The organism is Kribbella sp. NBC_00889 (assembly GCF_045207705.1).
In the GTDB taxonomy this organism is placed as follows: Bacteria; Actinomycetota; Actinomycetes; order Propionibacteriales; family Kribbellaceae; genus Kribbella.
In genome coordinates, this window is sequence record NZ_CP108783.1 from 6,484,910 (window position 1) to 6,507,661 (window position 22,752).

19 protein-coding genes are annotated in these 22,752 nt (G+C 65.1%); 6 read left to right on the forward strand and 13 right to left on the reverse strand.

Annotated elements, in window-relative coordinates:
• Positions 1–156: 156 nt before the first annotated feature.
• Entirely contained in the window at positions 157–1,299 is a 1,143-nt protein-coding gene (locus OG817_RS31710; protein ID WP_406048313.1) for a hypothetical protein, read from the forward strand.
• Between the two features lie 353 nt (positions 1,300–1,652).
• Here the strand turns inward: OG817_RS31710 and OG817_RS31715 are convergent, their stop codons facing one another.
• The 4 genes from OG817_RS31715 to OG817_RS31730 all read right to left on the reverse strand — a co-directional run bounded on the left by OG817_RS31715 (position 1,653) and on the right by OG817_RS31730 (position 6,061).
• Positions 1,653–2,531, reverse strand: coding sequence for a hypothetical protein (locus OG817_RS31715; RefSeq protein ID WP_406048315.1), 879 nt, complete (start codon positions 2,529–2,531; stop codon positions 1,653–1,655).
• On the reverse strand, positions 2,528–3,064 hold the full coding sequence (locus OG817_RS31720; RefSeq protein ID WP_406048316.1) for a hypothetical protein: 537 nt from the start codon (positions 3,062–3,064) through the stop codon (positions 2,528–2,530). Before OG817_RS31720 ends, OG817_RS31715 begins: the two co-directional genes overlap by 4 nt.
• Positions 3,064–4,317 carry a hypothetical protein gene (locus tag OG817_RS31725; protein WP_406048318.1) on the reverse strand — a complete coding sequence of 418 codons (1,254 nt, stop codon included), beginning with the start codon at positions 4,315–4,317 and terminating at the stop codon, positions 3,064–3,066. The genes OG817_RS31720 and OG817_RS31725 overlap by 1 nt, the downstream gene beginning before the upstream one ends.
• A 334-nt stretch (positions 4,318–4,651) precedes the next feature.
• Positions 4,652–6,061 (reverse strand): IS1380 family transposase, encoded by a 1,410-nt coding sequence (locus OG817_RS31730; protein ID WP_406048320.1) that lies wholly within the window; start codon positions 6,059–6,061, stop codon positions 4,652–4,654.
• A 798-nt stretch (positions 6,062–6,859) separates the two neighbouring features.
• Here OG817_RS31730 and OG817_RS31735 point away from each other — a divergent pair.
• Positions 6,860–7,720, forward strand: coding sequence for an NAD-dependent epimerase/dehydratase family protein (locus OG817_RS31735; RefSeq protein WP_406048322.1), 861 nt, complete (start codon positions 6,860–6,862; stop codon positions 7,718–7,720).
• Between the two features lie 443 nt (positions 7,721–8,163).
• On the opposite strand, the gene OG817_RS31740 is transcribed toward OG817_RS31735, so the two are convergent.
• Both OG817_RS31740 and OG817_RS31745 read right to left on the reverse strand, forming a co-directional pair.
• Positions 8,164–8,652 carry an SAM-dependent methyltransferase gene (locus tag OG817_RS31740; protein ID WP_406048323.1) on the reverse strand — a complete coding sequence of 163 codons (489 nt, stop codon included), beginning with the start codon at positions 8,650–8,652 and terminating at the stop codon, positions 8,164–8,166.
• A 37-nt stretch (positions 8,653–8,689) separates the two neighbouring features.
• Complete coding sequence (locus tag OG817_RS31745) at positions 8,690–10,246, reverse strand: hypothetical protein (protein ID WP_406048325.1); 1,557 nt, start codon at positions 10,244–10,246, stop codon at positions 8,690–8,692.
• Positions 10,247–10,263: 17 nt separating this feature from the next.
• Here OG817_RS31745 and OG817_RS31750 point away from each other — a divergent pair, with 17 nt between their 5' ends.
• From OG817_RS31750 to OG817_RS31760, 3 genes are all read left to right on the forward strand, one after another.
• Entirely contained in the window at positions 10,264–11,589 is a 1,326-nt protein-coding gene (locus OG817_RS31750) for a hypothetical protein (RefSeq protein WP_406048327.1), read from the forward strand.
• Positions 11,590–11,599: 10 nt separating this feature from the next.
• On the forward strand, positions 11,600–12,553 hold the full coding sequence (locus OG817_RS31755; RefSeq protein ID WP_406048329.1) for an aminoglycoside phosphotransferase family protein: 954 nt from the start codon (positions 11,600–11,602) through the stop codon (positions 12,551–12,553).
• A 472-nt stretch (positions 12,554–13,025) separates the two neighbouring features.
• A complete protein-coding gene (locus tag OG817_RS31760) occupies positions 13,026–13,331 on the forward strand; it encodes a hypothetical protein (RefSeq protein WP_406048331.1) in 306 nt (101 codons plus the stop codon).
• A gap of 286 nt (positions 13,332–13,617) precedes the next feature.
• Here the strand turns inward: OG817_RS31760 and OG817_RS31765 are convergent, their stop codons facing one another.
• A complete protein-coding gene (locus OG817_RS31765; RefSeq protein WP_406048332.1) occupies positions 13,618–13,965 on the reverse strand; it encodes a nucleotide pyrophosphohydrolase in 348 nt (115 codons plus the stop codon).
• A gap of 147 nt (positions 13,966–14,112) precedes the next feature.
• Here OG817_RS31765 and OG817_RS31770 point away from each other — a divergent pair, with 147 nt between their 5' ends.
• Positions 14,113–15,993, forward strand: a complete 1,881-nt coding sequence (locus OG817_RS31770; protein ID WP_406048334.1) for a DNA/RNA helicase domain-containing protein — start codon at positions 14,113–14,115, stop codon at positions 15,991–15,993.
• Positions 15,994–16,056: 63 nt separating this feature from the next.
• Here the strand turns inward: OG817_RS31770 and OG817_RS31775 are convergent, their stop codons facing one another.
• From OG817_RS31775 to OG817_RS31800, 6 genes are read right to left on the reverse strand one after another with little or no spacing between them, the layout of a single operon-like run.
• The gene (locus tag OG817_RS31775) at positions 16,057–16,803 is read right to left on the reverse strand and encodes an SDR family NAD(P)-dependent oxidoreductase (protein ID WP_406048336.1); all 747 of its coding nucleotides are present in this window, start codon (positions 16,801–16,803) and stop codon (positions 16,057–16,059) included.
• Positions 16,800–18,245: an ABC transporter substrate-binding protein gene (locus OG817_RS31780; protein ID WP_406048338.1), complete on the reverse strand. Its 1,446-nt coding sequence runs from the start codon at positions 18,243–18,245 to the stop codon at positions 16,800–16,802. The genes OG817_RS31775 and OG817_RS31780 overlap by 4 nt, the downstream gene beginning before the upstream one ends.
• A 32-nt stretch (positions 18,246–18,277) precedes the next feature.
• Positions 18,278–19,150, reverse strand: a complete 873-nt coding sequence (locus tag OG817_RS31785) for a carbohydrate ABC transporter permease (RefSeq protein ID WP_360454890.1) — start codon at positions 19,148–19,150, stop codon at positions 18,278–18,280.
• On the reverse strand, positions 19,147–20,106 hold the full coding sequence (locus tag OG817_RS31790; protein WP_396391616.1) for a carbohydrate ABC transporter permease: 960 nt from the start codon (positions 20,104–20,106) through the stop codon (positions 19,147–19,149). Before OG817_RS31790 ends, OG817_RS31785 begins: the two co-directional genes overlap by 4 nt.
• 22 nt (positions 20,107–20,128) lie before the next feature.
• Positions 20,129–20,965: an aldo/keto reductase gene (locus tag OG817_RS31795; RefSeq protein ID WP_406048340.1), complete on the reverse strand. Its 837-nt coding sequence runs from the start codon at positions 20,963–20,965 to the stop codon at positions 20,129–20,131.
• 18 nt (positions 20,966–20,983) lie between these two features.
• Positions 20,984–22,702 carry a GH39 family glycosyl hydrolase gene (locus OG817_RS31800; RefSeq protein ID WP_406048341.1) on the reverse strand — a complete coding sequence of 573 codons (1,719 nt, stop codon included), beginning with the start codon at positions 22,700–22,702 and terminating at the stop codon, positions 20,984–20,986.
• Positions 22,703–22,752: the final 50 nt, after the last annotated feature.

A 22,752-nucleotide genomic window follows, 5' to 3' on the forward strand; every position in this document is an offset into this window, starting at 1 on the left:
GAAGCTCTCGACACTGCGCTTTCACAAGCTAGCGAGGATGTCCAGCAACGATTCGGCGGCCTCTTGGCGAGGATTCGACCGGACGAGAACTCGGTAGAAACGGCGGGGATGGCGGGCCGGCCGGCGCCGCCCAACGGACCTCCAACAGGTGACCAGGTGATCGAGGCGAGCCAAGCGTCTTGGAGAGATGTTCGGCGATACCTGATCGACAACGGCTGGCAGGTCGCTCGCCGCGCCGCCGAGCTGTACGACCCGCAATTCCGCATGACTGACGTTCCAGCGCTAGCGCTGCCAACTTGGCTGCCAGCCAGACCATTGTCGTTCGATGCTGTGACGTTGCGTTGGGAGCCGCAGGCGAACCCTCCGAGACTCACGGGCCGGGAAGCCGAGACCCTTCCCACGCTGCCCCTCCGTGCGCCAGGCCATGCGTTCGCGAGCTATACGAGCGCCATACGCTACGTGCAGCCGCCCAAGCTATTCGAGAACCGTCACAGCTACCGCCTACTCGACCTCGCCTGGGATGACCAGTCAGTCAGAATGTCATTTGGGCTTTCGACCTTCTTCGACAAACTCGATGTCGCCGAGCCTGTGAGCCACGAGGCCGCCCAGGCAGACCTGGCGGGCGGCCTGAACTGGGCGAACCTCCCATATCGAGCACTCCTCCGCGATCCCTTCGACTTTGCGAACAGGGCAGTCAATCCCGGCATTGCGACATTGACGATCCGAAGGGATGTGGCGACAGGAGAGGGAGCGTTCTTCCTGCTACGCCGTAACCCGGTGCAGGTCACAAATGGCCGCCACTACAGTCTCCTGCCGTCGGGCGAGTTCCAGCCGGCCAGCATCTCGCCGTTGAGCATCGAGCAGGACCTCGATCTCTGGCGCAACGTGGTGCGGGAGTACAGCGAGGAAATGTTGGGACACCCGGAACATGACGGCAGCGCCGGCGTGCCCGTCGATTACGAGATCTGGCCTTTCTATCGAGACATGACGCGAGCCCGCAGCGAGGGCAAGCTCCGCCCATTCCTGCTCGGAGTCATTCTCGACGCGCTCAGCCTAAACGCCGTCATCTCGACAGCTGTTGTCATCGACAGCGACGTCTTCGACAGACTCTTCAAGGACATGGTTTTCACCAACGCCGAGGGAGAGATCGTTGCCGAGCTAGACGAACGCAAGTCGGTCCGCGGCCTACCCTTTGACCAGCGGACTGTCACCCGCCTGACTGAGCAGGAGCCCCTCGGCCAAACCAGCGCCGCAAGCCTTCGGCTGGCATGGGGCCAGCGCGCGTTCCTCCTCGCGTAGCATGTCGGTCCACACTTTGTGATCCGTCAACAGATGCCCGAGACATTCCGTCACTCGATGTGCGACAGGCTAGACGCCTGGGAACCAGCTGACAGAGCCAGCACGTGCGCACCCGCAGCCAGCATCGGCACGTCAGTTGCTGGCGTCACCCACGGCGCAGTGCGGCACACGCCGCTTCCTCCCGATCATCCGCAATACCGGCACCGCCGCTGTCAACGGCAGCCGAATACCGACCAACTGTCGGCAAGGCGGGCACTGGTCAGTATTCAGGTGCCGCCGACAGCCGCGATCGGTGGTGTGGTGCGATGAAGCGTCGCAGCTTCCTCACACCACACCCTCAACCGCTCAACGTGTCAGTAGAGTTCGACTGTTCCCAGATCGGCGTAACCACCCTCGTAGGCAAAGGTGACGCGCGACCCCCAGACGTCAGGGGAGTCCGACCATCTGACCCGCACGCCCATCGCGGCCGTGCCACACGTAGCGGGTTTGACGATCGGCTTCCACATGCCCTCCGCGTCCGTCACTCCCTGAGGGCCTGCCGTCCACTGGCCCGTCCCGCATCGGGTCTCGAGGAAGATCGGAACGTTGGGCCAGTCTTCGTAGCCGTCGCGCGAGTTCGGATAGTCGTACTTACCTGTCGAAAGCCAGTACTGGTAGGAATTATCGGGCTGCTTGATGGCTCCGCTGTGTGTTAGTGAGGACGCCCAGCGGAGGTCGATCGCAAGCTGGTTGAACGTGATGTCTTGTCCAGCGCTTGACGATCCAACAACTCCGTTGAAGGTCCGCAGTCCCATAGGGTCCTCGCCACTGAACATCGCGGTCTGCGAGGTCGGGCTGTTCAGGAACCACGCATCATCGAGGTGCTTGTCACCGAACCATTGCTGCCACTCCACGTCGAGCGGATCTCCACCGCTGCAGGTCTTCTTGAAGGGTAACGCAACGGCGTCGGTAGCCAGCGCCAGCTCAAGCGGCGCGTCTGCCGTGGCCCGGGACACCGTGTTGCCGACCAGCCCTCCGGATCCAGTCGCCTTGACGATCAGGCGCCCAGAGTCACGTGTGACTCGGCTGCCACTCTTTGCCGGGTCTGGGAAGTCGAAAGCCATGTCGCAGTGAATCGCCGCCGCTTGGCCGCTGGTGGCTGCGGGCGCCTGCTGGCCAGCGAGGACCTGGACGCCGGAGACACCTCCGAAGGCACATGCGGCAACCGCAAGTGCGATAGTCAACTTCTTCACAGCAGACCCTTCTCGTCAGGTGTGGTCCAGGACATGCGGTCGTCAGCGAAACTCAGAACGAACTCCTCGTGCTCCCCGGTGAGTGCCTGGCACGAAAGCAGGATCAGTCCCAGCAGGGATGATTCGGGTTCGGCAGGCCCGACGTGGTCTGACGAGACCCGCAGCACAACATCGTCCTCGCCGGACTGTGCGACGAGGAACCTACCGCTCATGTCCATCGCGAACGGGAAACCCGCGACGCCGACGTCGGCGCTCCACGAGATCGGCCAGGCCGCCTGCTCCTCGACCTCCTTGAGCGTCAAGAACTGGTAAAAGGTCGGGAACAGGAACAGCGGCCAGCCGCCTGCCTGTGACGCACCGTCCCGCCAGGCGTACAGCTTCCTGACGGTGTTGGGTGCAGCGATCCCGATCCGGCCGGCGACCTCATCGACTGCACCTTCCGGTGCGGGAGGCCGAAGACGGCTCTGCGCGAACGGATACTGCGTCAGCAGTTCATCCAGACGCGAGAGTTCGGCTGTGAGTGCGTCGGTCATTATTTGTCTCCCGCGCTGCCGGATGGCGGCACCGGATCTTCTGCCGTGACAACCGGACCGTCGAAGATGTTCACCGTGAATTTGTCGCCGCTCAGAATACGGTCCTTATAATACCATAATTGGAGCCAGCGTCCGGCTCGGCGGTTGTCGCGATAATCGATGTATCGCACCGAGAAGTTGTAGTTTTGCTCCTGCCCCGGACCTGGCGTTCCGAGTGAGCCTTCCAAGGTGGAGGCGAAGGGGTACTCGTCGCAGTCCACGCCTCCCGGGTTCGGGCCGAAGGCGGCCAGACAGGTCGCAATGGATCGATTCCGCTGCTGGTCGTTCAAGACTTGGTCCCAGTGACGCGTCAGCGGAGACGGCATCGTCTTGGACACATTATCCGGTGGTTTGGGGAACATTTCCTGCGGATAGTTCTGTGCATCCCGGATATGGAGCGCGGACTCATTGATGTTCGCGTCGTTGATGTTGAAGTTCAAGACAGGATTCGCGTTGATGAAGATACAAGCCGGAGTCAAGTAGGCCGTCTGCTCCAGTTGAGCCGAGTCGCACCGAACGATTTGCCCCGCCCGCAGCACGCCCATCGTGAGCGTGCCGCCGCCAGCCGACGTCGCGTAACTCTGGGTGAACGTCATCATGCCCTGCATGATGGCCAGCGGGTTGGTCGCGGGATCAACGGCCTGATCGGAGCGCATCGTGATCTCGAGCGGATTGTCCTCGATGTCCTTCAACGAGGCCGGCCCTGCAGGGTCAGGGGAGTACACACAGGCACCCTGGAGGTTGTTCAGGGTACAAGTCGGCGTAACCTTCAGCGTCGTGTTCCCCGGGCCGAACCCGGTGAAGTACCGGTAGTGGATCTTGTCCACATAATGCGTGGTCGTGACGTACCGGTCGTCTTCTCGCCCCTGCGCCATGACGGTCAGCCGGTAACTCATGATATTGATGATTCGCCCGCTGTCGTCTTTGAGCGGGAGGAGGACGAACCGCCAGGCGCACCACTGGAAGTGGTTAACAGCATAGCCGCGGAGCTCGCCGGACTCGACGTTAGCGCCCGCTGTTTGCTTTTGGCATTCGTCTTTGTCGATAAACTTGAAGTCATCGTACGGTCGTGGCGCGTCGTCAGCTGCGATCTTCGATCCAGCTGCCGGCGGGGCCGGTGTCGGTGTCGGGTTGCTCGCGGCACCCAGACTCGACAGCAGGCCAACTACTGCAGCACCTACGCTCACCGCGACGTTCAGTCGCAGTCGTTTCATGCGGCCCCCAGTTCACATTGAAAGAAACAAGTGAGCAGAGGCGCAGCCGCCTGTGTGGAGACGCGGGGCGGCGCGACTCAGCTTCTCCCCCGGCTCCCTGCCTGAGGCACAGCCACCGACTCTAGTGGCGTCATGAGGCATTGACACCTAGTAGCGTGTCGCTGCTTAGCCCGGATCTTTCATCGGGCTGGCACGGTCGGCTTGGTGCGCGTTGGTGACGCGCAGCAGGTGTGATTCTTGCAGTTGGGTGTGACCGTTTGCCGAGTGTCGTCTCGGTGGACGCCGGTTCCGGCCGGGTGGGTCCTGGGGTCGTTGGGGCAGGGTGTGGTGGTGCTCAGCCGGGGACGGCGAGTTGGCGTAGGCGGGTGATCGCGGTCAGCAGGAGGTCGGTCCAGGCGCCGTCGCGGGCGAGGTGAACGATGATGCGGCGGCCGGTGTGGGCGATCCTCGCGGCGGTCGAGAACAGCCGCAGGCGTAGGCGTTTGGGTTCCCAGCGGCGGGCTTCGTGGCCGGTGTGGTTGTCGCTGGTGAAGGCGAGCATCTGCATCCAAGCGGTGAGCTCGCAGGCCAGCGCGACGATGGCGCACCAGATCTGGTTCTGGGTGAACTCGTGCAGCGGCAGGTTGGTCAGTCCGGTGTCCTTGGCCACTCGGATCCGGTCTTCGGCGCGGGCGCGGCGGCGGTGCCGTAGCTCGAGGTCGGCCAGCTGTCCGCGGGCGGTGTTGGTGGCGAACGCGGTGACGCGGTGCCCGTCGATGTCGGTGATCCGCAACTGGGCGCCGGGGTGCGGGCGTTCCTTGCGCGCGATCACCCGCATCCCCTTCGGCCAGGTGGACAGGTTCAACAAGCCGGTGACGTCTGCGACCCAAGCCCCGTCACGCACCTTGCCGCCGGCGTCGCAGGCCGGGGTCCACGCGCGTTTCGGGATCCGCGGCAGCACCTGGTCGAAGTCGTCGGGCAGGGTGAACCCGACCGAGTACGACATGCGCTGCGACACCACCCAGTCGAGGAAGTCGTGGGTGCAACCGGCCGAGTCCGCGCGGATCAGCACCTTGCGCCCGGGCCGTGTCCCTGGCCGCCACGACGGCAACTGTTTGAGTGCGTCACGGACCACGGCGATGTGGTCGGCGGCAGTATTCGAGCCCGCGTTTCCAGGCCGCAGCATCACCGCGAGCGGCTCACCGGTCCCGTCGGCGCCGTGGTCGACGAACGCCCACAACGGGTGGAAACCGTAGCCCCGCTTGAATGTTGGCGCAGCACCTTGCTTGTCGGAGTGGGCAGTCAGCAACGTCGCGTCGGTGTCGATCACGATCGGGCTGTCTGCGTCGATCCCGGCGTCCGGGGCATGCTGGCCGGCCAGCGCCCACACCCTCGCTCGCGCCGCGGCGCGAGCGGTGCCGATCGCCTTCAACACCCGCTCAGCATCTCCGGCCAACGCGTCGATCGTGCGCGACACCGTCGGATCGGAGGCCACCAGGCCGAACACCGCCGGTTCGCCACGCAGCACCGCGATGTCGGCCAGGCAGTCCCCGCCCAACGCGAGAGCGACCGCCAGATCGCAGACGATCTTGGCCGGGTCGTGCCGGACCAACGGTTTGCGCCACGGCGCCAACGCCCGCGACAACTCAGCGCCCAGCCCGCTGGTCCGGACCGCGTCGGCGAGCAGCAGACCACCGGCCCGCGACACCACCCCCGATCCCGCCGCATCAACCCGAACACAGGGATACAACCCGGTACTCTTCACCTCGAAGGTGCTCCTCGATCCGCACGACATGGTCCTAGACAAACCACATCGTCGCTGGTCAGGAGCACCTTTCAGTTCAACGACACATCCTCACAGCCGACCGGCATGAAAGCTCCGGGTTAGTTCTGGAGGTGAGCTAGCAGATCATCTCGCGGCGTCGATCCAGCCTCAGCGTGCTCGTCGACGCACATAGTTTCCTGTCTCCGACGAGGGTGTTGGAGGCTGGAAGGTCGCAGTCACGGCCCGAGTTCGCACTGAGGCGGCGTGGTTGCAGTTCGGCGTGGTCCACTGTGGTTCACAGCGAGGCCCGGTGCGCGACAGGCCCTTGAGCCTGTCAATGGCTCTGTCAATGAAGACCAGGCGAAAGATGACGAGAATGGCAGTGCTGACAGCCAACAGGTCGGCCGATCAAGCGGCAGACTTCCCCTATGGCCTGGAGCGTCGGACTTGTAAAGCGGTGGTTAGGGGTTCGAGTCCCCTCACCGGCTCTCACAATTGCACTATCGGGCAAACGTGGTTCACCCACGCGTGCTACGCACCCGCTCCTTCGTCGCGGCCGCTACGCGCGCTCCCACCCACCCGACCTTCCTTGCCGGCTACCGCCCGCCACCTGCGCGCTGCCGCGCGCCATCAACCACCCCGGGTCGGCGTCCGGCCGAAGACGACCGTTGGTCACGCTGACTGTGGTCCCTTGCGTCCGGGTGAGCTGTGGACCAGCCGGTCATACCCCAACCCCGCACAGCCGTCTCCCTGCTCTGTCGGATCGCTATCCGACGCTGAAGACGGCGACCTGCGGGGGTGACACAGCAATCGGGTCCTCGGGATCGACAGTGGCGGTCCCGGGCGGCGCGCTTCCGACAGGGTCGGAGTCACAGGCGTGACAGCATCTATATAGGGATCCTCATCCTCGGTGGTGGCTGGTTCCTGGGCAGGACGCTCGCCATGGATGCGCTGGCCAAAGGATGGGATGTCACAGCCTTCACCAGAGGCCGGAGCGGGCAGCCACCGGCTGGCGTTCGGCACGTGGTTGGTGACCGGACAAAGGAGGCTGACCTTCGTCGGTTGGCCAGCGAAAGCGCCTGGGACGCCGTCGTCGACACAAGTGCCTACGAGCCGATCGATGTTGCACACGCGACAAACGCTCTCGTCGGCCACATCGAGCAGTACGTACTCGTCTCAACCGTCGGCGCCTACGATGACTGGCCGGCAACCGCGGTCGACGAGATCTCGCCATTGTGGCCCTCGGCACCGACGTATGCGGAGGACTCGTCCGAGCTGGCAAGCATGACCATCGGCGGACGGTACGGAACGTTGAAAGCCGGCTGCGAGGTGGCTGCTACAACAGGCGTGGCTCGGAGCCTTATCGTTCGCCCTGGAGTCATCCTGGGTCCAGGCGAGTACGTCGGCCGCGCGCTCAAACTGCTGGAGCGAGCCGCCCGAGGCGGACCCTGGCTGCTCCCCGCACCGCCTGAGCAGCCGATCCAGCCGGTCGATGTTCGGGATGTCTCAACGTTCTTGCTCGCCGCCATCGAGCATCGACTCGACGGCGCGTACAACGTGGTCGCACCACAAGACCACGCGACGTACGGCGATCTCATCGACATGTGCCTGAAGCTCACTGCCTACCGAGCTCAGCCGACCTGGGCTCATCCGCGTTGATCGAGCATGGCGTCCGGCAGTGGACTGAGGTCCCGTTATGGCGCATCCCCGAAGGCGCGTGGAAAGTCGACGGCCGGCGAGCTGCCAAGGCTGGTCTGACCTGCCGGCCGCTCAGCGATTCGCTGCGAGACTTCAAGCTGGCACTGGAGCGCGATGGCCTGATCGAGCATCCGCGCCAGACGGAGATCGGCCTTGCCCGGGAGCGGGAAGCCGATCTTCTGGCCGAGTGGGACAAGGCGCATGGGTGCTCGGCAGCGCGAGACCGCCTGAGCTGTCCGGTGGTTATGTGGACGGCTTCCTCTGGGTGGACAAGCCCGACGAGGTCAAGCTTTTCAGAAGGCCTGAGCAAACCTGTGGGAAACCGCGCTCAGAGACGAGCAGTTGGCCGACTTCATCAAGCTGAGGCTCAACGAGTTGCAGCAGTTCGCCTGACGCCGGCAGGCTCAGCTCTGTTCGCCCGGCGCGAAGTAGTCCGCAAGCATGGTGGTGGTCCAGGCCGGCTGATGGGTCTCGCCTCGCGGGCCGAACTCATCGAACCAAGGTTTGATGTCGATGACGGGAGTGCCGTCGACGGCGTCGAGATCTTCTACGTGGAGGTCGAGTCCATCGACCTTCAGCAGGCGGCAGCGAGAGATGCCGAGCCAGTTGATCCGGCGCATGTTGCGGTGGCCGAACGCACCGACCTCGGGCCAGGCGGGGTTGTCCCTTGGGCGGCGAGTACCAAGGTTCAGGTCGGTCTGGTCGCTGAGGTGAAAGAAGAACACCACCTCGAGGTGGGAGAAGGCATCCAAGCCGACGGTGGATCGTTCGTCGAACCGCTCGCCGTCGATGCGCAGGATGGAGCGTGTGCCACCCCAGTAGTCATCGGTCGGTTCGCTTCGGCCACCGATGACCTGGGCAACGGGTTCGACTGTGAGGACACTCTGCGTCATGGAATCCTTCTATCGGTGACGATGACGGGCGGGTTGATCATCTCGGCGCGGAGGCGAGGTAGCGGGCGGCACGATGGTCGAGCTCGGTAGCGGCAGGGATGCCGCGGGCTCGGAACGGCGACAGCGCCGCACGCATGTCGACGACGGTCTGGCGCGTACGTCCGGAGTGCACGCCGTCCATGACGTCGAGAGCCGTCGACCAGGTCGAGCAGGCTTGGTCGATCGCACCCTGACGGGCCTGAACTGCGCCGAGGTATCCCAGGGTCACGGCATGCGTGCGGGTAAAGGTAGCTGCCTTGCGGGTGTTGACGCTGTGTCTGAACTGGGTCGTCGCAGCGACCAGATCGCCGAGATCGCGCAGAGTACAAGCGGTTTCATGGGCGAGGCTGGCTTCGCCAAAGAAGAACACCCTGCCGGGTTCGTCGTCACCGGCGCCGGCGGCGGCCAGATTGTCCTCGGCGCGCAGCAGAGCCTTCGCGGCTGCGTGGCCTTGACCGTCGGCCGCCAGTGCCCTGGCGTTGACGACCTCGAGCAAGGCCCGCTCGCGGGGACTGGCCAGGGTCGATCGTGGCCCGGACAACGACGCGGCCGCGAGCTGCACGGCTTGTCGTGGATGGCCGAGATCGACGGCCTGGTGCGCCATCGCACGCAGAACGTGGCCGGCCAGCGGTGGGTTGTCGGCCTCGGCAGCGAGTTGGACGGCGACAGTGAAGTACTTCTGCGCCGTCGCGTGCTCGGCATTGTCGAAGGCCATCCAGCCACTGAGGTACGCAAGCTCACCGGCAGTGGAGAACAGGCCGCGGCGAATGTCAGCGCTGGAGTGGGCAGCTCTCAGTGCGCTGGCGACGTCGGATGTCAGGTATTGCACCACCGCGGTGCGCGCGTGCCCGCCGCCGCGGCGCTGATCGATCCGGGTGAACATGTGCGACATCTCCCGGATCGCTTCCAGGTCACCGGCGCCGATCACCCGGCCGGTCCGGGCAGAGCGCTGGCCCCCACGGCGCGCCATGGCGTCCCACCAAGCCTGTGAGGGCACCGCCAGTGAGGCCACGGAGTAGCCAGCGGCCCGCAGGACAGACCTGCGCTCGATGTCCACGTTGCCTCTTCCCAGATCGGCGAGCGTCGCCAGCGTATCGGCGGACCAATCCAGCGCGGCAGGTGCCTGCGGACCGGACAGGCCGATCTCGTCGACGGTGACGACCCTGCCGAGGCGGCGGGAGATTGCCTCCACCAGGATCGCCGGCGCGTCACCCGACGGGGTCGACCCCGCGACCCAATGCGAGACGTGGGACCTGCCCACCGAGACGAAGCGCTCGTTGCCGGCCTCGGCGGCCACTCGGCCCACCGCCTGAGCGAGTTGGGCATGCGACCAGCCCGCCTCGGCGATGACCGCCGCGAGCTTGGCGTTGCGGCGCTGTCCAGCGCTTGACTTCCCCGTTCGCTCGTTCACCACTTTCACCACTCTCGGCGTCACAACCGCTGTCCCACCCACGGTAGCCAGTGATTCGCTCATCGTATCCACAATGAAGTAGCAGGAAGGCCCGATAAGTGCAGCCAGAGTCCGTCGCGCGGCAGGTGCTACGGCCAGATCCACAGTGGTGGACCTCGGGCGTGCATCAGGGTCGGCCGCTGCGTGACTGCCTGGCTGAGCAGGACATCCGGACGCTGTTCCTGTTCCTCAGGCATCGCGGCTACAGCAGGAGCGCGCTCGCGGCTGCGTCCGGCCTCTCGGAGACCCGGGTCCGGAGTATCTCCCAGGGCAAGCAGTTGGTGACGTCGTACGACGTACTCGTGCGAATCGCGGACGGTTTCGGCATCGAACGCGGCCTGCTGGGTGTGGCATCGCATGCGCCGAGCAGCGAAACCACCAGCGATGGCGGATTGCGTGACCCGGGTGCGGTGCCGGGTTTCGTCGGATCTCTCGCCGCCCTGGCGGTTGGCCCGGTCCCGGCCGAGCTGAACGGGTACGTCGAGGCCAAGCATCGCGATGCGTCCAGTGTTCCATCGCGGGTGACTGCGGCCCACGTCGATCTGGTCCGCGCGGTTCGTGACGAGCACCGCCAAATCGATGCCACCCATGGCGGCGGATCCTGCCGGGACTCCGCGGTCAGCTACCTCGCCTTCGCGAGTGGCATGCTGGCCAGCCGTTTCGAAACCGAGCAAACCGAGGCGGACTTCAAGGCCGCGCTGTCCGACATGTACCAAGTCGCCGGGTGGGCCAGCCACGACCTCGGCGACCACGGGGCGGCCCGTCACTACCTGACCGCCGGGCTCGTCCTCGCCCGGGAGATCAACGAACTCGCGCTCATCGCCGGTGGCTTCTACCGCCTCGGGCGGGTCTCGATCCACCAGGGTCGGGCACAGGAGGCGCTGCGGCTATGGCAGCTCGGCCAGATCGTTGCCCAAGACAGCGGAAATCTCGCCGCCGTCGCGGTCCTGCACGCCAACGAGGCCTGGGCGTACGCCATGCTCGGCGCCGCGGACCGGGTGTCCGACTCGCTGGCTCGCGCTCAAGACGAACTCGGGCGGGTCGACCAAGGTACGGTCCCGTCGTGGGCTCGGTTCTTCCTCGCGCCCGCAGACCTGGACGGCATCTCGGGGGTCGTCTACGGCTGCCTCGCCTCCCACGCAGAACATCAGGCCCGGTTTGCGCCGCGGGCTATCGAGCATGCTGAACGCTCGTACGCGACCAGGGGTGCGGGTGAGGAGCGAAGCCGCACGTTCGACGCGATCAGCATCGCCACTGGCTACATTCTCGATGCCCAGCCAGACCGTGCGGCGGCGGCCGGGCATCAGGCCGTCGACATGGCCTTGACGACTGACTCGGCTCGGGCCGCGGATCGGTTGCGGGCGATGGTGTCCCTGGCTCGTCCGTACGCCACCCACGACGGAGTGAGCGGGGCCCTCGAGCGTGTTGGTGCGTTGATCAGCAGCTAACTTCTACGACGTGACAACCCTCAGCAGTGGCGAACGCGACCGCCTCGATACTGCGTTGCGCGACATCGCCGGCGCAGCAGGGATCGACCCCGCGGGCGCCGTACTGCTCCGCTACACGATGAACGCCGTCTACAAACTTCCCGCCGCCAGCCTGGTGCTTCGCATCGCTCCCGCAGCTAACCGCTCCACCGTCCACCGCGTGACCAAGATCGCCCACCGGCTGGCTGAACTCGGCCTGCCCACCGTCCGGCTCGCACCCGGTCTGGAACAGCCGATCGAGACCCCAGACTGGACCGCCACCGCCTGGACGTACCTTCCGCAGATCCCCGGACAACGCCACCGCCAAGCCGAACTCGCCCACCCGTTGCTGGCGTTCCACTCGCTCAACGATCTAGGGTTCCCGCTCCCGCAGTGGGATCCCATCAGCCGCGCGCAGTCCCGCCTTGAGACCGCAGCCGCAGCTCGCGGCGATCAACTGATCTACTTGCAGACCTGGGCCGCAAGCCAGGTACGGCTCGACTTGAGCGACCTCGTCGGCTGGCTGCGAAAACGCGCCCTCTCCGTTCGAGGTGCAGCGGCGTCCGCTGAGTGGCGACTGCCCACGTCGGTCATCCACGGCGATGCTCACGCCGGCAACCTCCTCACCGACATGCACGGTCAGTCCGTGCTTTGCGACCTGGACTCGGTGAGTACTGGCCCGCCTGAGTGGGACCTCGTCCCTGCTGCGCACGGCGTGGAGCGGTTCGGAGATCCACGAGAGCAGTACGACGAACTCAGTGCGGCGTACGGCTTCGACCTCCTCTCCTCGCCCACTTGGCCGACCCTGCGGTCGATCCGCGAGCTCCAGATTGTCACCAGTGTCATCGGTGGGCTGACCGGCCGGCCCGACGTTGCCGATGAGCTGGCTCACCGCCTCCGCAGCTTGATCGCTGGCGACACCGATACCTGGCATCGCTACCGGTAGGGCGTGGGGGTCCATCGTGGACCCCCACGATGGGCTGAACAACCTCACGCTGGCAGGTCGAAACTCGGTGATGTAGGCAACGAATCGCCTACTCGGGCTAGGGCTCCAGCCTGACCCGAGACCCATTCGACCCAGAACGGGGACAGGTTCATGACCGGCTATTGGCTCCTATCACAAGCGCACACGACGGTCCTGTACGGCCTGATTGGCATCGCGGCAGTTGCGTACGCCGTGATGCTCCGTGACATCGCGCAGGAAGTCCGTGGGTGATGACTGTCGCCGACCCTGTCGCCGGTCCCGTGCCGCGCCGTCGCGTACAAGTTTGGTTCGGCGATCACGTGATCGCTGACTATCTGGTCGAGCCTGCGCTCGCCGAGCGGTACGCCGCCGCGTCGTCCAGGCGGTTCGGCTTACCTGTGACAGTCGACCCAGCCCCCGCGGCCGATCCGGATCGACGACGACGGGCCCTGCGATGACCAACGCCCGCCTGGCCATGCTGGGCTACTTCGTCGAGACCTTCCTGATGACACCGGCCGAGCAGGTCCGCGCTCGCAACCTGCTACTCGAGTTCGCTGACCGCTCGGGTGCACAGATGACGGCGATCTACATGGAGGCGATCGACTCACGGCCGGCGGCGATCGAGGCCTTGATCGAATCAGCGCGTCGAGGAGGCATCTCGGCGGTCGTGATCACTGCCGCCGGTGCAATCGCAGGCCAGTACCGCCGTGAACTCGAGCATGCAGGCGTACGACTCCTCACCGCAGGCGGCTCACCCTGAGCAGGCGAGGCCGATGCTCGTCAACACCTCCTACCTGCGGCCGACCTCACGACCGCAGGCAGCCCTCGGCTCGCCACTATCCGGAGCTCCGCGGTGCCCGGAACCTCTCTGCACAAGCCCGGGACTGAGGGACTCCACCCTGAACCCGGCTGGCTCCCGTTGTGAACACGGCCTGCGGGAGCCAGCCGTTCCAATCCGAGCGTCAGCCGGGTTATGGCTGACGCCCGACTCCTCAACCTGCTTCCTCCGCTTGACGATCCCTGTCACTAGTCTGCGATCCGGCAGTTCAGGTCCTGTCTGGTGCTCGGCCGTGGAAGTCGTCCGCCGGGAACCGGTCAGAAGAACCACGCAGCTTGCGAAGGGCCGCGTCGGCTAGATCGATGTCAAGTACGTCGGCGAGGCGGACGAGATAGATCAGTACGTCGGCCAGCTCCTCGCCAGTGCGCTCGTGGAGACGCTCCTCACGTGCGCGATCCACTGCTGCATCAGCGGGGAGCCACTGGAACAGTTCGGCCAACTCGCCGACCTCGCCGACGAGGGCGAGGATCAGGGACTTCGGATCATGGAACTGGCTCCAGTCGCGTTCCTCGGTGAACACCCGCACGCGGTCTCGTAACTCGATCAGATCAGACACGCCGCGAGCATGACACGGATCCTGCTCGTCCTGCTTGCTGGGTAGAGTCGGGACCGCGGCCCGACGGGCTTCCGCCGAACGTCTGCGTTCGCAGGACATGCCCCCACCCGCACGACCTTTGATTCGTGCTGCCTGGGGGATCCACTCGTGACGCTGTTCCGCCAATCCGGCGCTGGTTTCGTCGTGCTGACACTTGAGCAGCAGTTCGCCCTGAGGATCGCCGAGCAGATGCAATTTCACACCGGTCACCGGGCATCGCCGGCGGAGGTCAGGTCGTGGGAGCGCAGTCTGCCGGTTCTCGCTCAGGACCTCGAGCAGGCCGGGCTCGGCAAGGTCGAAGTCCTCGTCGAGCACCATCTTCCGCTGACCTCAAAGCGAGCGGATGTCGTGCTCGCCGGTCGCCACCCGCGGACGGGCGAACCGTCGTACGTGGTCATCGAACTCAAGCAGTGGAGTCGTGCGGCCGCCTGGGACGAGGATCGGGAGCTCGTTCTGATCGACGGGTACCCGAACGCACCTCGACTGCACCCGGTAGCCCAAGTGAGGGGGTATTGCGAGTACCTGGCCGACTTCGCCAAGTTTCTGGACGGTCAACCGGACGCTGTCGCGGGTGCGGCGTACCTGCACAACGCCATGGCCGAGGCGGATGTGCGGGACCTCTATGACTATCCGCAGGACAGGCGGGGTCAGCTCTTCACCGGTGCGCGCCGTGGCGAGTTCATCGAATTTCTTCGCGATCGGCTCGATCCCGAGGTTCCAGGGAGTCCGTACGCCGATCAGCTGATCAACTCGGCGATTGCGCCGTCGAGACAGTTGCTCGCGGTCGCGGCAGAAGAGGTCCAACGAAGAGAGCAATTCGTGCTGGTCGGCGAGCAGAAGCTGGCGCACTCGATGGTGTTGCACGAGGTTGAGCGTGCGCGGAGCCGCGACAGCAAGTCGGTCGTGATCGTCACCGGCGGCCCGGGCAGCGGTAAGAGCGTCATCGCTCTGTCCCTCCTCGGGGATCTGGCTCGGCGGGGACGCAGCGTCCTTCACGCGACCGGCTCACGCTCGTTCACTCAGACGCTCCGCAAGGTCGCCGGGCAGCGGCAGCCTCGCGTCCAGCGAATGTTCAAGTACTTCAACCAGTTCATGGAAGCAGAGCCCAACGACCTGGATGTTCTGATCCTGGACGAAGCGCACCGCATCCGAGAGACCTCCGTGGATCGCTACACCAAGGCTGCGTTCCGAACCGGACGACCCCAGGTTGACGAACTAATCGCAGCTGCGCGCGTCCCTGTGTTCCTGCTCGATCAGCACCAGGTTGTGAAACCCGGCGAGCTCGGAACAGTGGATGAGATCAAGCGGTACGCCGCTGATCTCGGCTTCCCCGTGCACGTGGTCGAACTCGACGCGCAGTTCCGCTGTGGCGGCAGCGAAGAGTACGTCCAGTGGGTCCAGCGGCTCCTCGGCCTCTCAGAGGGCGGCCCGGTCGAATGGCCGGGTGACCCGGCATTCGACGTGCGAGTTGCTGACAGTCCCGAAGCCATGGAGTCGTTTCTCCGGGACAAGATTTCAGCAGGCTACGGCGCGCGAATTTCGGCAGGCTACTGCTGGCCGTGGAGTGATCCGCGCCCTGACAAGACCCTGGTTGATGATGTCCAACTCGGCAGCTGGGCGCGGCCTTGGAATGTCAAGGGAGACCGCAAGGTGGGAGAGGCCCCGCCCGCTGCCCTCTGGGCCACCGACCCGAACGGATTCGATCAAGTCGGCTGTATCTACACAGCACAGGGCTTCGAATACGACTGGAGCGGCGTCATCCTCGGCCCAGACCTGGTCTGGCGCGACGGACGCCTCACAGCCGTTCGCGACGCCAATAGAGACCCTGCCTTCAGCAATCGGAAGGCCACAGACAACGCAGCCTTCGACCGCCTCGTTCGAAATACCTACAAGGTGCTCCTGACCCGCGGCATGGTCGGCACAGTTCTCTACTCTCCCGACCCCGAAACCCGGGATGCCCTTCACGAACTGGTCACGACAACAGGCTGACAATCCCGTCAGGGCATACCGGCTCGAGCCTTCTCGCAGGTCTGCTGGTGTTGCGGGGGCGCGTCAGTGCATGTAGAGGCCGCCGTCGGTGTTGAGGGTGTGGCCGGTTATGTAGGCGGAGTCCTCGGACATTAGGAAGGCTATTGCTGTGGCTACGTCTTGGGGTTGGCCTAGGCGGGTGACTACGAGGTCGTTGATTAGGGAGGCTCGGCGGGCGGGGGTTAGGGGGCCGCCCATGATGTCGGTGTCTATGGGGCCGGGGGCTACTGCGTTGACGGTGATTCCATAGGGGCCTAGTTCTCGGGCTAGGGCTCGGGTTAGGCCTATTACGCCGGCTTTGGCTACGGAGTAGGGGGTTTTGCTGTAGGTACCGCCGCCGAGTTGAGCCGAGGTCGAGGAGACGCTGACGATTCGGCCGTAGTTGTGGCGGACCATGGATTCGGCGACCCGGCGGGTGACGTAGTGGACGCCGTTCAGGTTGATGTTGATGACGCGGTGCCACTCGTCGGAGGTCAGTTCGAGGTACGGGACCGGGGAGCTGACGCCGGCGATGTTGGCCAGGGCTGCGAGCGGCGGCAAATAGGCTTCGAGTTCGTCGATCGCCGCACGGACCTGGGCTTCGTCGGAGACGTCGGCGGTCACGGCGATGGCCTTGACGTCGTGTTTCTCGGTGATCTCCTGAGCCAGGGCGTGGCCGGGTTCGATGTCGAGGATGCCGATGTTCCAGCCCTGTTCGGCGAGCAACACCGCTGTGGCACGGCCGATGCCGCGCGGAGAGGCGGCACCGGTCACAACTGCAGTACGGCTCATTTGGCTCCCTCGTAGTCCTGTCCTGGCTTCCAGTCGCTGAAGGCGTAGTCGTCTTCCGAGACCTTGGCTCCGGCTGCCTTCGCCTTCTGGAGCGCCTGGGCCCGGTCTGCGGTCGTGGCGTCGCTCAGCTTCTTCAGCTCGGCCTTGAGGTCGCTGATCGATCCGCCCAGGTAGCCCTGGACGATGTTGCCGACGTGCGGGGTGACCGGCTTGCGGAGCGCGTCGACCTTGGCCTGGGCGGGGTTCTTCACGATCGCCTGCGGCATCAGGAAGACGTTGGCCTTGCAGAACTCGACGCCCTTCTTGTACGCGTCGATCGCCTTCGACGACGCCACGAGCTCAAGATCCAGCGGCGGCTGATCCATCGCCTCGATCATCCCGTTCTGGTAGTCGTCGGTCATGAAGGACGCGAGCAGCTTCCCGGCCGCCTCGGGGTTCTTGCTGTCCGCGGCGACGAAGTACCCCGAAGAGGGCCGGCCGCGGTAGCAGAAGGGCTTCACGTCGGCCGTCGGCGCCAGCACCCATCCGGAGGCGAGTTTGTCGACGATCGGCGGCGCCAGCGCCTTCGATCCACCGGCACACCAGATGCCGTCGATGAAGGTCCCGACCGCACCGGACGCGAAGCGGGTACGGGCGTCGACGACACCGAAGTTGTTCGAGCCCGGCATGATCAGCTTGGCGTCGTTCAGTTCCTTGAGGAACTCGATCACCGTGACGTAGGCGTCGTGGTGGTAGGCGTACTCACCGGTGGTGAACTGCAGACCCTGGTAGCCGGGGAATCCCGCCGTCTGCGCCATGTCGTCGATCTGGTCACGGATGCGCCCGCCGTCGGCACCGATCGCCAACGTCAGCGGCTGGAGCCCGGCCGACTTCAGCTTGCCGAGCGCGTCCTTGAAGCCCGCGTAGTCCTTGGGCACGTTGTTCGGATCGAGCCCGGCCTTGCCCCAGTGATCCTTGTTCACCCACACCAGCGTCGAACTCTGCCGGTGGCTGAACATCGGGAACCCGTAGAGCTTGCCGTCCAACTGGGTGATGCCTTCGGTGAACGCGTCCTTGGGAAGCTTCGCCTTGACGTCCGCCGGCAGCGTCACCTCGTGCACCCACTTGCCACTGACCAGGGCGGACAACGGCAACCCGACCACGTTGGAGAAGATGTCCGGCATCTTGTTGGCCTGATGCGCCAACTGGAACGCCTGCGGTGCTTTGGATGCGTCGTAATACGTGTGGGCGACGTTGGTCTTCAGCGCCGACGACTGGTTCTTCGCCCAGTCGTCATTGAGCTTCTTGAACGAACTGAAGTGATCCCACCAGTCCAGCGTTCCGGTGGCACCGCCGCCACTCGTGCCGCCGGCCTCGTCGGTCGAGCTGCTGCATCCCACCGCGGCGCCGGCGACGGCAAGTACCGATGCGCCGAGCAGACTGCGACGTGTCATTCCGGTCATGATCGTTCCACTCCTTCGGGCGTTGCTAAGAGCTAAGACTTGACTGCGCCGGAGATTCCCTCGACGAAGTAGCGCTGCAGGAAAATGAAGAGCACCACGACCGGGACGATCGAGATCACGCCGGCCGCCGCCATTCCGGACCAGTCGGTCGCGGTCTCCCCGACGAATGCCTGCATGCCGACGCTCACCGTCCGGAGATCGGGCCGGCTGAAGGTGAACACCAAGGGCAGGAAGAAGGCGTTCCAGGTGGCGATGAAGGTGAGTACTGCGACAGTCGCCGTGACCGGCATCGCCAGCGGCAGCATCACCGAGAAGAACGTCCGGACGAAGCCGGCGCCGTCGACGAGCGCGGCCTCCTCCAGCTCCCGGGGGATCTGCCGGAAATAGCCGTAGTACAGCAAGATCGCGGACACGTACGCCCCACCGCTGAGCGCCAGGATCATTCCGCTCAGTGAGTCGATCAGGTGCAGCTGCATCGAGATCTTGACCACCGGGATGATCGTGTAGCCGGTGGGTACGAAGAGCGTCGCGACCAGGATCCCCAGGAAGAGCTTGGATCCACGGAACCGGTAGCGGGCCAGGACGTAGCCGGCCAGGGCGCACCGGACAGTGACGATCACGACCGTAATCACCGTCACCAGGACGGTGTTGATCAGGTACCGGCCGAAGTGCGCGTCGTTCCAGGCTCGCGCGTAGTTGTCCCAGACGAACTTGTCCGGCCACAGCTTCAGGCCGCCGGAGAACATCTCCATGCTGTCCTTCAGCGATGCCGACAGCATCCACAGGAACGGGAAGATCCAGACCAGGGCGATGCCGACCAGGACGATCGCGGCGATCCACCATGGCAGTCGATACAGAATGCGTCGTTGCCGGTCCGAGCGTTGGACAGTCAGTTCAGCGGTCATCGCTGGTCACCTCTCAGCCGACGGCCGGTGTAGAGGGCCCACAGCTGGAGGCCGCCGACGATCGCGACCAGCAGCCCGAAGACCACGGCGGCCGCGGACGCGTGCCCCAGTTGCGGGATCGGGGCGGCGAACGCCCACCGGTAGATGTAGATCTCGATGATCTCGGTGTGGAAGTACGGCCCACCCGAGGTCAGCGTGTACATCAGGTCGAAGTTGTGGAAGGTCTCCTCGATCGTCAGCACGGTGATGATGATCAGGAACGGCTTGAGCATCGGCAGCGTGATGTGCCGGAAGAGCTGCCAGGTGCCGGCGCCGTCGATCCGGGCCGCCTCGTACAACTCGTACGGGATGGTCTGCAGCGCGGCGAGCCAGTAGATCATCGTCACGCCGAAGAACTTCCAGATGTACAACACGGCCGCGGCCGGCAGCGCCAGGTGCTGGTCGCCCAGGAAGTCGACGCCACCGAAGCCGAGCTTGGCCAGCACGGAACTGACCGGACCACTGGCCGGGTCCAGGACGAAGCGCATCACCACGCCGATGATCGCCGTCGTGGTCACGACCGGGATGAAGAACGCCGATCGCAGTACGCCGATCAGTGGCAGCTTCGGAGAGTTGAGGATCATTGCCATCAGCAACGTGAGCAGGACCCGCGCCGGCACCACCAGCAGCATGAAGAGCAGCGTGACCTTGAACGAGTTCCAGAACAGCGGATCGGCGAAGACCTCGCGGTAGTTGCTCAGTCCGACGAACTTCTGGCCGGAGTCGAACCCGTTCCACTCGACCAGCGAGTACCAGTAGCTCGCGATGATCGGGTAGATCGTGTAGATGCCGTACAAGACCACGGTCGGCAGCAGGAAGATCCAGATCCAGGTGGTCTTCTGCCAGCCGTGACGCGGTCGGTCGACGGCTGCCGTGCCGGACCTCGATCGGCGGTCCTGCCGCCTGCTGAGTTGCATAGATCTGCTCGTCATCGTCCGGCTACCTGATCTGGCTGATCGCGAACGTGCGCGGATCGTTGCCGAGCCGGTTGCCGTTCTCCAGCGCGGTGACGGACGCGACCTCGGCGTCGGTCAGCTCGAAGCCGCCGAGTTCGAAGTTGGCGCGGATCCGCTCGGGATTGACGGACTTCGGGATGACGATGTGCCCGAGGTGCAGATGCCAACGCAGTACGACGTGGGCCGGAGTCACCTCGTGATCGCTCGCGATCGACGCCAGTACAGGATGATCGAGGTCGCCGCCCTGGCCGAGCGGAGAGTACGCCTCGACCGCGATCGACCGCTCGCGGCACAGCTCGGTCAGTTCGCGCTGCTGATACGTGGGATGCAGCTCGATCTGATTGACCGCCGGAACGATCTCGCCTTCCTTGGCCAACCGGTCCAGGTGCTCGACAAGGAAGTTGGACGTACCAATGGCCCGCACCCGCCCCTCGGTGTGGATCCGCTCCAGAGCACGCCAACTGTCGACATAGAGATCGGCAGCCGGATTGGGCCAGTGCAGGAGATACAGGTCGGCGTAGTCCAGTCCGAGGCGCTGCAGAGTTTCGTCGTACGCCGTCAGTGCCGACTCGTAGCCGTGCTCGCCGTTGCGGAGCTTGGTGGTGACGAACAGCTCCTCGCGGGGAAGCCCGCTCGCCCGCACGGCCGCTCCCACGCCGGCCTCGTTGTTGTACGCCGCCGCCGTGTCGATGTGCCGGTATCCGGTCTCGATCGCCTGCTCGACCGCGCGTTGGGTCTCGTTCGGCGGGACCTGGAAGACGCCGAAGCCGCGCTGAGGGATCCGTACGCCGTTGTTCAGCGTGATCACGTTCTGGTCCATCGTCTGCCCTCTCGTCCGTCAGCTGCTCGGTTCGAGGATCAGCAACGATGCCGAGGGCAACGGAAGTGTGACCTCCAGGGACACGTCGCCGTCCACCATGAGGCGGCGTTCGGCGTCGAACTCCTCGAGACCCTGGCGGCCGGTGATCGTGGCCAACTGTTCGGCGGTCGGGTCCTGAGGTGAGCCGAGCTGCTGCCAGACGGTGAAGGAATTGCTGTGGTCGGCGTCGATGCGCAGATGCCGCAACCTGTACGACCCGGCCGGCAGGTTGCGTACCGTCACGCTCACCGGCGTCAGGTCCTCGCTGGTCTGGTACTGGTCATCGATGTGCCGCCAGACCAGCACGGCGACGCTCCCGTCCTCCGCACGCGAGGCGAGGGCGTCGACTTCCTCGGGCATGCTGCTGCCGTCGGTGTGCTCGAGTTCGCCGACCTGCCAGGCGGCGTCCGAGGTCGCTCGGAGCCGATCCGGACCGAGCAATGACAGCATCCGATAGGCGTTGAGGAACGGCTTCTCGACGCCACCCGCGGTGAGGAAGGACCGGGTGCCTTCGAAGTAGCGTTCGGCCTCGAAGTAGAAGCTCCAGGAGGTCGCGTAGGCGACCTGGGCCGGCTCGGTGGCGTTCAGGTCCAGGATCTTCTTCATCAGCTTCGCCTGGAAGACCGGGTAGTACTCGGTGTTCTGGAAGCTGTAGTTGCGGTTGTCGTAGCGTCCGAAATGCGCCGGCACCGCTGCGTCGCACTCGTCGACGATCACCGGCAGGTCGGCGTACGCGTCGTACGAACCGATCAGCCGGTTGAACTCGCGCAGGTCGTACAACATCTTCGTCGAGGACGGGCTGAGCAGCTCGGCCGCCGGTTCGGCGAACGGCCGGTAGTCGCGGGTCGGGAAGCGGCAGCCCTTGGTGTGATAGGCGATGAAGTCCAGCGGCTCGGCACGGCGCGAGGTGTAGTCCAGGAAGCCCCGCAGAAACTCGAGTCCGCCGCTGGTGACAGCCGGTCCGCCGACCTTGGCCTCGGGCAGGACGGCCCGGATCGCTTGGACGGTCGCGGTGTACAGCTCGTTGTACTGATCGAGAGTGCCGCGCCAGTAGCTGATGTCCGGCTCGTTCCACAGCTCCCAGAGCCAGGTCTTCACCTCCGCCTCGCCGTACCGATCGATGCAGTGCCGAACCGTGGCGCTGATCAGGCCCGCCCACTTGGCGTAGTCCTTGGGCGGATATCCCCAGGCGCCTGCCTCGTAGTTGGTGTACGCCGTGGGGCTGGGTACGACGGTCAGCTCAGCGGCCTCGGGTGGCAGCAGATCGCGCGGGGTGAAGCCGAGTTCCACCAGCAGGTGATGTCCGGCGCCGACGATCGCGTCGTACGCCTGGTCCAGCAGCGTGAAGTCGTAGTACGGATTGCCGTCGGCGTCTTCGTGGTAGACGTTGCCGTTGCTCCAGTGCGGGATCCCGAAGCCGCTGCCGGAGCAGTACATGTAGTGCGGCCGGACGAAGTAGCCGCCGCCGGAGAAGTCGGCGAAGGTCTGCAGCAGCCGCTTGCCGGTCGGCGTGTACGTCCAGTTGAACTCGTCGTACCCGAAGCTCTCCCAGATGCGCGTCAGCGGACCCTCGATCTGCGCGGCGTCGACGTCGATCGTCGCCGTGGTGACGTGCGGCGCATCGGGATTCCGGGGAGCGGCCGGCGGAAACGGGCCGAGTGACTTGCGTCCGGTGTGAACCGCTGTGTCGGTGGTCATCGTCGTGACCTCTCTGCCCTGGGGGATCGGGCTGCCTCACGGTCGGCCGG

What these genes read in the sequence shown, in the direction of transcription:
- OG817_RS31760 (WP_406048331.1), top strand. Translation starts at nt 13,026, where the DNA reads ATGACCAACGCCCGCCTGGCCATGCTGGGCTACTTCGTCGAGACCTTC.
- OG817_RS31795 (WP_406048340.1), bottom strand. Translation starts at nt 20,965, where the DNA reads ATGGACCAGAACGTGATCACGCTGAACAACGGCGTACGGATCCCTCAG.
- OG817_RS31720 (WP_406048316.1), bottom strand. Translation starts at nt 3,064, where the DNA reads ATGACCGACGCACTCACAGCCGAACTCTCGCGTCTGGATGAACTGCTG.
- OG817_RS31800 (WP_406048341.1), bottom strand. Translation starts at nt 22,702, where the DNA reads ATGACCACCGACACAGCGGTTCACACCGGACGCAAGTCACTCGGCCCG.
- OG817_RS31740 (WP_406048323.1), bottom strand. Translation starts at nt 8,652, where the DNA reads ATGACGCAGAGTGTCCTCACAGTCGAACCCGTTGCCCAGGTCATCGGT.
- OG817_RS31775 (WP_406048336.1), bottom strand. Translation starts at nt 16,803, where the DNA reads ATGAGCCGTACTGCAGTTGTGACCGGTGCCGCCTCTCCGCGCGGCATC.
- OG817_RS31725 (WP_406048318.1), bottom strand. Translation starts at nt 4,317, where the DNA reads ATGAAACGACTGCGACTGAACGTCGCGGTGAGCGTAGGTGCTGCAGTA.
- OG817_RS31780 (WP_406048338.1), bottom strand. Translation starts at nt 18,245, where the DNA reads ATGACCGGAATGACACGTCGCAGTCTGCTCGGCGCATCGGTACTTGCC.
- OG817_RS31785 (WP_360454890.1), bottom strand. Translation starts at nt 19,150, where the DNA reads ATGACCGCTGAACTGACTGTCCAACGCTCGGACCGGCAACGACGCATT.
- OG817_RS31790 (WP_396391616.1), bottom strand. Translation starts at nt 20,106, where the DNA reads ATGCAACTCAGCAGGCGGCAGGACCGCCGATCGAGGTCCGGCACGGCA.